The sequence below is a fragment of the Bradyrhizobium sp. genome (genome assembly GCF_050014615.1).
GTDB lineage: Bacteria > Pseudomonadota > Alphaproteobacteria > Rhizobiales > Xanthobacteraceae > Bradyrhizobium.
The window spans coordinates 1-6,876 of the sequence record NZ_JBEKCZ010000268.1; the positions used below are offsets into that span (position 1 = coordinate 1).

Consider the following 6,876-nt stretch of genomic DNA (forward strand, 5'->3'; position numbering starts at 1 on the left):
GCGCCGCTGCGCACGCTGGATGGTTTTGGCGCATTCGGGCCGCCGCCCTCGACCGCCAAGCCGCTCTCCGCCGACTTCCGGGATCGCGCGACCTCGGATCATCCGCCCGGATTCTATGGCCCCGCCGACGGTCCTCTCGCGGTGAATACGCTGGCCGCAGCCGACCGCATCGCGCCGCTCGACACCTCGGCCTTGCGGGCACGCCGCGCCAGCTACACCAATTCCGAACCCAAGGACCTGCGCGGAATCCTGCTGTCGTCGGCGCTGGCGCTGTTTTTGATCGACGCCGTCATCGTCGCCGTGCTCGGCGCCGGCATCGCGGCACTGCTGAGGCGGCGCGCGGCGCCAGCGGCCTTGGCGCTCGCTTTGATCCTGTTACCCTTGATGGCTGCGCCGTCGCCGGTCCGCGCCGATAGCGCCGATGAATTCGCGCTCAAGGCCACGTCGCAAACCCGGCTCGCTTATGTCGTCACCGGCAATGCCGACGTCGATTCCATCGTCAAGGCGGGGATGGCCGGGCTGACCTTGTTTCTGGCGCAGCGCACGGCGCTGGAAGCCGGCGATCCCGTCGGCATCGACCCGGCGCATGACGAACTGGCGTTCTTCCCGCTGATTTACTGGCCGATCGTGCCCGGCGCTCCGAAGCCGCCGCAGGACGCCATCAACCGCATCGACGCCTACATGAAACAGGGCGGCACCGTGCTGTTCGATACCCGCGACGCCATCGAGGCGCCGCCGGGCGAAAGCGGCGCATCGCAGACGCCGGGCATGCTGACCTTGCGCGGCATCCTTTCCTCGCTTGACGTGCCCGAGCTTGAGCCGGTTCCGCGCGAACACGTGCTGACCAAGACCTTCTATCTGTTGCGCGACTTTCCCGGCCGGTTTGACTCAGGGCAAACCTGGGTCGAGACCTTGCCGCGCGATGAGGATGACGAAGCCGCGTCGCATCCGGCCCGTGGCGGCGACGGCGTCTCGCCGATCATCATCACCTCCAACGATCTCGCCGGTGCCTGGGCGATCCGGCCGGATGGCCAGCCGATGCTGCCGCTGACGCCGGGCGAACCCCGGCAGCGCGAATTCGCCTTCCGTGCCGGCGTCAACATCGTGATGTACACGCTGACCGGAAACTACAAGGCCGACCAGGTTCATGCGCCGGCGCTGATCGAACGGCTGGGCCAGTAGGAGCGCGGCATGCAATACGGCATCGCGTTTACGCCGCTGGTCCCGACCCTGGTGCTTTGGCTTGCGCTCGCCGCCATCGTTGCGATTGCCGGATTGCTGCTGCTGGGGCGGGCCCGGGGGGCCGCGGTGCGCGTGGCGGCGCTGGCGCTTATTTTGCTGGCGCTGGCCAATCCATCCTTCACCCGCGAGGACCGCGAACCCCTGTCGTCGGTGGCCGCGGTCGTGATCGACAAGAGCCCGAGCCAGAATTTCGGCGACCGAACCCGGGAAACCGAGAAGGCCAGGGAAGCGCTGGTTGACAGCCTCAAAAAGATCAACGGGCTCGAAGTACGGGTCGTCGAAGCCGGCCAGGCCGACGGCGAAACCGACGGCACAAGATTGTTCGGCGCGCTGTCATCGGCGCTGTCGGACGTTCCGGTCGATCGCGTCGCCGGCGCCTTCCTGATCACCGACGGGCGGGTGCATGACATTCCCGCCAATGCGACCGCGCTCGGATTCCAGGCGCCGGTGCATGCTTTGATCACCGGCCGCAAGGACGAGCGCGACCGCCGCGTTGCGATCTCCGCCGCACCGCGGTTTGGCATCGTCGGCCAGGTCCAGACCATCACCTACCGGCTCGACGATCAGGGCGTCAGCGGCGAGCGCGCGCGGGTTGTCGTGCGCTGCGACGGCGAGGTGATCAACGAGCGCACCGTGCTCAGCGGCCAGACCGTCAATGTCGAGATCGAGATCAAGCACGCCGGACAGAACATCGTCGAGATCGAGGCATCGCCGCTCGACAATGAACTGACGCTGGTCAACAACCGCGCGGTGGTGGCGATCGACGGGGTGCGCGACAAATTGCGCGTGCTGCTGGTCTCGGGCGAGCCGCATTCGGGGGAGCGTACCTGGCGCAATTTGCTGAAATCCGACGCCAGCGTCGATCTCGTGCATTTCACGATTCTGCGGCCGCCCGAAAAGCAGGACGGCACACCGATCAACGAATTGTCGCTGATCGCGTTTCCGACCCGCGAACTGTTCCAGCAGAAGATCAACGAATTCCAGTTGATCATCTTCGATCGCTACGCCCGCCAGGGCGTGCTGCCGGTGGCTTACTTCGACAATATCGCGCGCTATGTGCGCGGCGGCGGCGCTGTGCTGGTGTCGGCCGGCCCCGACTACGCATCGACCACCAGTATCTGGCGCACGCCGCTGGATTCGGTGCTGCCGGCCGAGCCGGTCGGCGTCACCGAGAAGCCGTTCTACGCGCAGCTCAGCGACGCCGGCAAACGCCATCCGGTGACGCGCGGGCTGGAAGGCTCAGCCAGCGATCCGCCGCACTGGAGCCGGTTCTTTCGCGCGGTCGAGACCCGCAACGCCACCAGCCCGCCGGTCATGACGGGCGCCGACGGCAAGCCGCTGCTGCTGCTGTCGCGGTTCGGCGAGGGCCGCGTCGCGCTGCTATTGTCCGATCATATCTGGCTGTGGGCGCGCGGCTATGAGGGCGGCGGCCCGCATCTCGATCTGCTGCGGCGGATGTCGCATTGGCTGATGAAGCAGCCGGATCTGGACGAAGAAGCGCTGCGGCTGCAGGTCCAGGGCAAGGATCTGGTGGTGCTGCGCCAGACCATGGCGGACAGCGTCACGCCGGTGACGGTGACGTCGCCGTCAGGCACCACGCGCGAACTGACGCTCAGCGCCAGCGAACCCGGCACATGGCGTACCACAATCCCCGCCAGCGAACTCGGCCTGTGGCAGGCCACCGACGGCACGCTGAAAGCCCTGATCAATGTCGGCCCGACCAACCCGAAGGAATTTTCGGAAGTCACCTCCACCACCGACATGCTCAGACCGCTGACGCAGGCCAGCGGCGGCGACACACGCCGCGTCGTCGATGGCTCAAGCATCGATCTTCCACGCATTGTGGCGGTGCGCGCCTCCAGCGTGTTTCACGGTGACGGCTGGATGGGCGTTCGGATGCGCGACGCCAGTGTCGTCAGAGGCGTCGGCGTGCTGCCGGTGTTCGCCGGACTGATCGGGCTCTTGCTGCTGCTCGGCGGATTCGCGGCCACCTGGCTGCGCGAAGGACGCTGATCACAATTCAGGCAACGCCGTTGCGTGAATCACACAGGCCCTGAATTCTCGCCGGACGCGGATGGACTACGGTTGACACACTCCGCCCGTTCTTGCGATGTTACATTATAACGTCGGGGTGGCCGAGATACCCTCGCCTTCCGGCGCAAGGCCTATGGCATGAACTGGTTCCGCTCGAACATCAAACATGGCTCGCGTCTGGCGCTGTTGGCGTTGGCCGTTCAGTTTGTGCTGTCGTTCGGACATTTCCACGCCATCGCCGCGCAGGCGGCGCCCGCGATTCAAGCCGGCGCTGCCCAGTCTGATGTTGCTTACACCGGCAACCTCCCCGCGCTGGACGTCATCAGCAAGTCCACGCAGCAACCGGCATCCGATCACGATTCCGACCAGCACCCGAACGATGTCTGCGCGATCTGCGCCGTTGTCGCGATGGCGAACGCGGCATTGTTCGCGGCGCCCCCGGCGCTGCCGCTGCCGCAAGCCGTGGAATTCCGCTACCTGACCACCGATGCCGGGTTCGTTGATCCCGACTCCGCGCGCGTCGCGTTTCAGCCCCGCGCCCCTCCCGCCTCCTGATCTCGATTGTTAGCCCCCCGGGGGTTCGCCGCGCGACGTGCGGCAGATCCACGGAATGAATCGAAAATCAGTCCGTCGCATGTCGACGGCAGGCCCTTCCGGAATTCGCAGACGACGAATCCAGTCGAGGCTCTATCGGGATTGAGACCATGTCAGCGTTTTCGAAACCAATTTTGATGGCCTCTGGAGCAGCCTCGCTGCTGCTCGGCAGCCTCGGCGGTACCGCGCTATCACAAACGCCCGCGCCTGCGGGAAACGGCACCACGGCGCTTCCCGACATCGTGGTCGAGGCCCCAAAGCAAACCGCAGGAAAGCAGAAAGAGAGACCGAAGACGCCTGCCATTGCCCGGCACGTCGTCACTCCGCCGACCGCGCCGCCGAAAACGCTCTCGCCGGCCGAGCAACTGGCCGCCAAGGGCAGCGTCTTCGATCAGGCCCGCGGCAATATCTTTACGACCATCGGCACGGCCTCCAGCACCATCAGCCATGACACCATCCAGGATCTGCCGGGGGGCACCAACCAGACCGTGGAGCAAGTGCTGCTGCAGGCCCCCGGGGTCTCGCAGGATTCCGCGGCCAGCGGCTCACTTCATGTTCGCAACGATCACGCCAACCTTCAATACCGGATCAACGGGATACTGCTGCCCGATGGCGTCACCGGCTTCGGCAGCATCTTCGACACCAGCTTTATCGGCAGTATCGCACTCGTGACCGGCGCCCTGCCGGCCGAATACGGACTGCGCACGACGGGCCTCGTCGACATCACGACCCGCACCGATCTTTTCAACAACAGCGGCAGCGTCGGCATGTATGGCGGCAGCCATGGCACCGTCGCGCCGAGCATCGAATATGGCGGCACATTCGGCAGCACCTGCCCCACGACCACGACGACCACGCCGGGCTACGTCAAGGCGACACCGGCCTCCACCGATTGCTTCGCCGGCGTGCAGTATTACTTCACCGGCCGTTATCTGCAGAACACGGTAGGGATTGAAAATCCGACGTCCGCCTACAATGCGATCCACGATTTCACCCAGCAGGATAAAGGCTTCGCCTATATGTCCGCGTTCGTCGACCCGACCACCCGGGTCAGCCTGATCGCGGGGACTGCAACCAACAACTTTCAGATTCCAAATGTTCCCGGTGCGCCGATCGGACAGAGCGCAGTGCCGGTCACCAACGCATTCGGTGCGACCAGTTTCAACTCAGCGCAGCTCAACGAAAACCAGACCGAGTCCACCCAATTTGCCGTGCTGACGGTGCAGAAATCCTACGAGGGCTTCGACGGGCAATTGTCCTATTTCACCCGCTACAACAACCTGAAGTTCACGCCGGACCCGATCGGCGACCTCCTGATCAATGGCATCGCCTCGACCGTCACCCGCAACACCTATACCAATGGCATCCAGGGCGACGCCTCGTATCAGCTCAATTCGGCCCATACGCTTCGCACCGGCTTTACCGTCAGCGGCGAGCAGTCATTCGTCGGCAATTCGTCGCTGGTCGAGCCCTGCACGCTGTGCGACGGCTCCGACAACGGCGCGCCGGAGACGATCACCAACAACGTTTCGAAACTGGGCGTGCTGATGGGGGTCTATGTTCAGGACGAGTGGAAACTCACCAACCAGTTGACCATGAACTATGGCTTGCGCTTCGACCAGATGTATCAATATGTCGATGCCAACCAGCTCAGCCCGCGCTTGAGCTTCACCTACAAGCCGTTCGACAACACCACTTTCCATGCCGGCTATGCGCGCTACTTCACGCCGCCGGTGCTGGCGGAAGCGGCCCCGCCCAACATCGCCTTGTTCAACAACACCACAGGCGCATTGTCCGGCCAGAGCGATCCGGTGTTGCCGGAGCGTTCGAACTATTTCGATGCCGGCGTCGATCAGAAGATCAAATTCGGATGCGCCGCAGACGGGAAAACCTGTTCCAATCTCGATCTCGGCGTCGATGCCTACTACAAGATCGCGACGGATCTGATCGACAACGGTCTATTCGGCCAGGCCCTGGTGCTCAGCGCCTTCAATTATGCCCGCGGATACAACGAAGGCATCGAATTCCACGCCAAGTACAACAGCGGCAACTTCCAGGCCTATGGCAACGTCTCCGTGGCGCAGCAGAGAGCGAGCGACCCGGTGACGAACCAATATCTGTTCGACAACACCACGCCGCTGGCGGACCTCGGCGGCTTGACCGCGCTGCAGTACGCTCAGACACACTTTCTCTATACCGATCACAATCAGTTCGTCACCGCGTCGGCGGGTGCCATCTATCAATTCTGCGGCCGGCTTGCCACCGCGGCGGAAGCGTTTGGCGATAACGGACTATCGTGGTGCGGAATCAAGCTGAGCGCCGACATGATCTACGGCAGCGGCCTGCGCAACGGCGACGACAATATCGGCGCATTGCCGGCCTACACCCAGGTCAATATCGGCATCAAGCGCGAATTCCTGCTCCGATGACGGTTCGCTTCGATGTCGTCAACCTGTTCGACACCATCTACGAACTCAGGGATGGAACCGGCATCGGCGTGTTCGCGCCGCAGTTCGGGCCGCGCCGTGGCTTCTTCCTCGGTCTGTCGAAAAAGATATGAGATGCACAAATTGGCCGCAGCTAATCGTCGCTGTAAATCTGCTCGACAACTCTCCAGGAAAGCCGGAACCGGCAGTATGAACACTTCACCCATTCAAGCGACCTATCGCGTGCTGTTCGCGTTGGCGATGCTGTCGCTGGCGCAGCCTTCATTCGCACAACAGAAAACCGCGTCGCCTCCACAGCAGGCTGGGTCAACTCAGCCATCCATTGTGCCGGCTCCGGCGCCCGCGGCGGCGGTTGAGCCCGCGGCGGCCGTTCCGCCCGCGCCGGCCGCAGCCGCCGACACGAGTGCAACGCCAGCCACCGTAACGTCGGCCGACAACGGCCGATCGCTGAAATCGACGGGTGTGGCGCTGCGCGAATTGTCGCCGTGGTCGATGTTCCTGTCGGCGGATATCCTGGTCAAGGCGGTCATGATCGGCCTTGCTTTCGCCTCGCTGGTGA

The 6,876-nt window shown here is 64.0% G+C and carries 5 protein-coding genes and 1 pseudogene; all 6 read left to right on the top strand.

Going from position 1 to position 6,876, the window contains the following annotated elements; all coding sequences use genetic code 11:
• Nucleotides 1-1,182 (top strand): DUF4159 domain-containing protein (locus ABR948_RS27440; RefSeq protein WP_428124103.1); only part of this gene is annotated, 1,182 nt, incomplete at its 5' end.
• 9 nt (nucleotides 1,183-1,191) lie between these two features.
• Nucleotides 1,192-3,255: a hypothetical protein gene (locus ABR948_RS27445; protein ID WP_428124105.1), complete on the top strand. Its 2,064-nt coding sequence runs from the start codon at nucleotides 1,192-1,194 to the stop codon at nucleotides 3,253-3,255.
• A gap of 159 nt (nucleotides 3,256-3,414) precedes the next feature.
• Nucleotides 3,415-3,831 (top strand): DUF2946 family protein, encoded by a 417-nt coding sequence (locus ABR948_RS27450; RefSeq protein ID WP_428124107.1) that lies wholly within the window; start codon nucleotides 3,415-3,417, stop codon nucleotides 3,829-3,831.
• 176 nt (nucleotides 3,832-4,007) lie between these two features.
• Nucleotides 4,008-6,299, top strand: a complete 2,292-nt coding sequence (locus ABR948_RS27455) for a TonB-dependent receptor (RefSeq protein WP_428124109.1) — start codon at nucleotides 4,008-4,010, stop codon at nucleotides 6,297-6,299.
• Nucleotides 6,296-6,430 carry a hypothetical protein gene (locus ABR948_RS27460; protein ID WP_428124111.1) on the top strand — a complete coding sequence of 45 codons (135 nt, stop codon included), beginning with the start codon at nucleotides 6,296-6,298 and terminating at the stop codon, nucleotides 6,428-6,430. Before ABR948_RS27455 ends, ABR948_RS27460 begins: the two co-directional genes overlap by 4 nt.
• A 76-nt stretch (nucleotides 6,431-6,506) precedes the next feature.
• A pseudogene (locus tag ABR948_RS27465) lies at nucleotides 6,507-6,876 on the top strand (tonB-system energizer ExbB); the annotation flags it as partial.